Annotated in this window: 1 pseudogene; it reads left to right on the top strand. The window is 54.6% G+C overall.

The window, feature by feature from the left end:
* Nucleotides 1-546 (top strand): annotated as a pseudogene (locus F4V54_RS11600) (hypothetical protein); the annotation flags it as partial.

The raw sequence follows: 546 nt of genomic DNA, 5'->3' as shown, positions 1-546 counted from the left end.
ACGCTGATGGCGATGGTGTCTTTGAGCCGGGTGAGGGCGTGACCTATACGGGTACGTCGACGGTTACTGGTGGTTCGGTTGAGAAGCCGGTCATCGTGATTAACCAGGATCCGGATGCGCCGTTTAATGAGGGTGCAGTTCCGACTGTGACCAAGAATGGTCAGCCGGTTCCGCAGGAGGATTACACCGCTGAGGTTGTTGACGGCAAGGTGACTGTCACCTTTAATAAGCCGTTGGCTGAAAATGATGTCGTTGAGACTGTCATTGAGGGCACGGTTGCTGCTGAGAAGCCTGAAGGTGGCGACGGTGTGATTGGTGGTGACGGTTATAAGCCGGGTACCACTGATCCTGATGGTGATGGTGAGAAGCCGGGCAACGAGAACACTGTTGATCCGGATAACTCCACTGGCGACAAGGTTGATTACTTCACCGGTGATATCAGCACGGTTGTGAAGATCACTGACGCTGATGGCGATGGTGTCTTTGAGCCGGGTGAGGGCGTGACCTATACGGGTACGTCGACGGTTACTGGTGGTTCGGTTGAGA

This window comes from Corynebacterium tuscaniense, assembly GCF_008693065.1.
GTDB classification, from domain to species: domain Bacteria; phylum Actinomycetota; class Actinomycetes; order Mycobacteriales; family Mycobacteriaceae; genus Corynebacterium; species Corynebacterium tuscaniense.
This window is presented reverse-complemented; position numbering and strand designations above follow the sequence as displayed.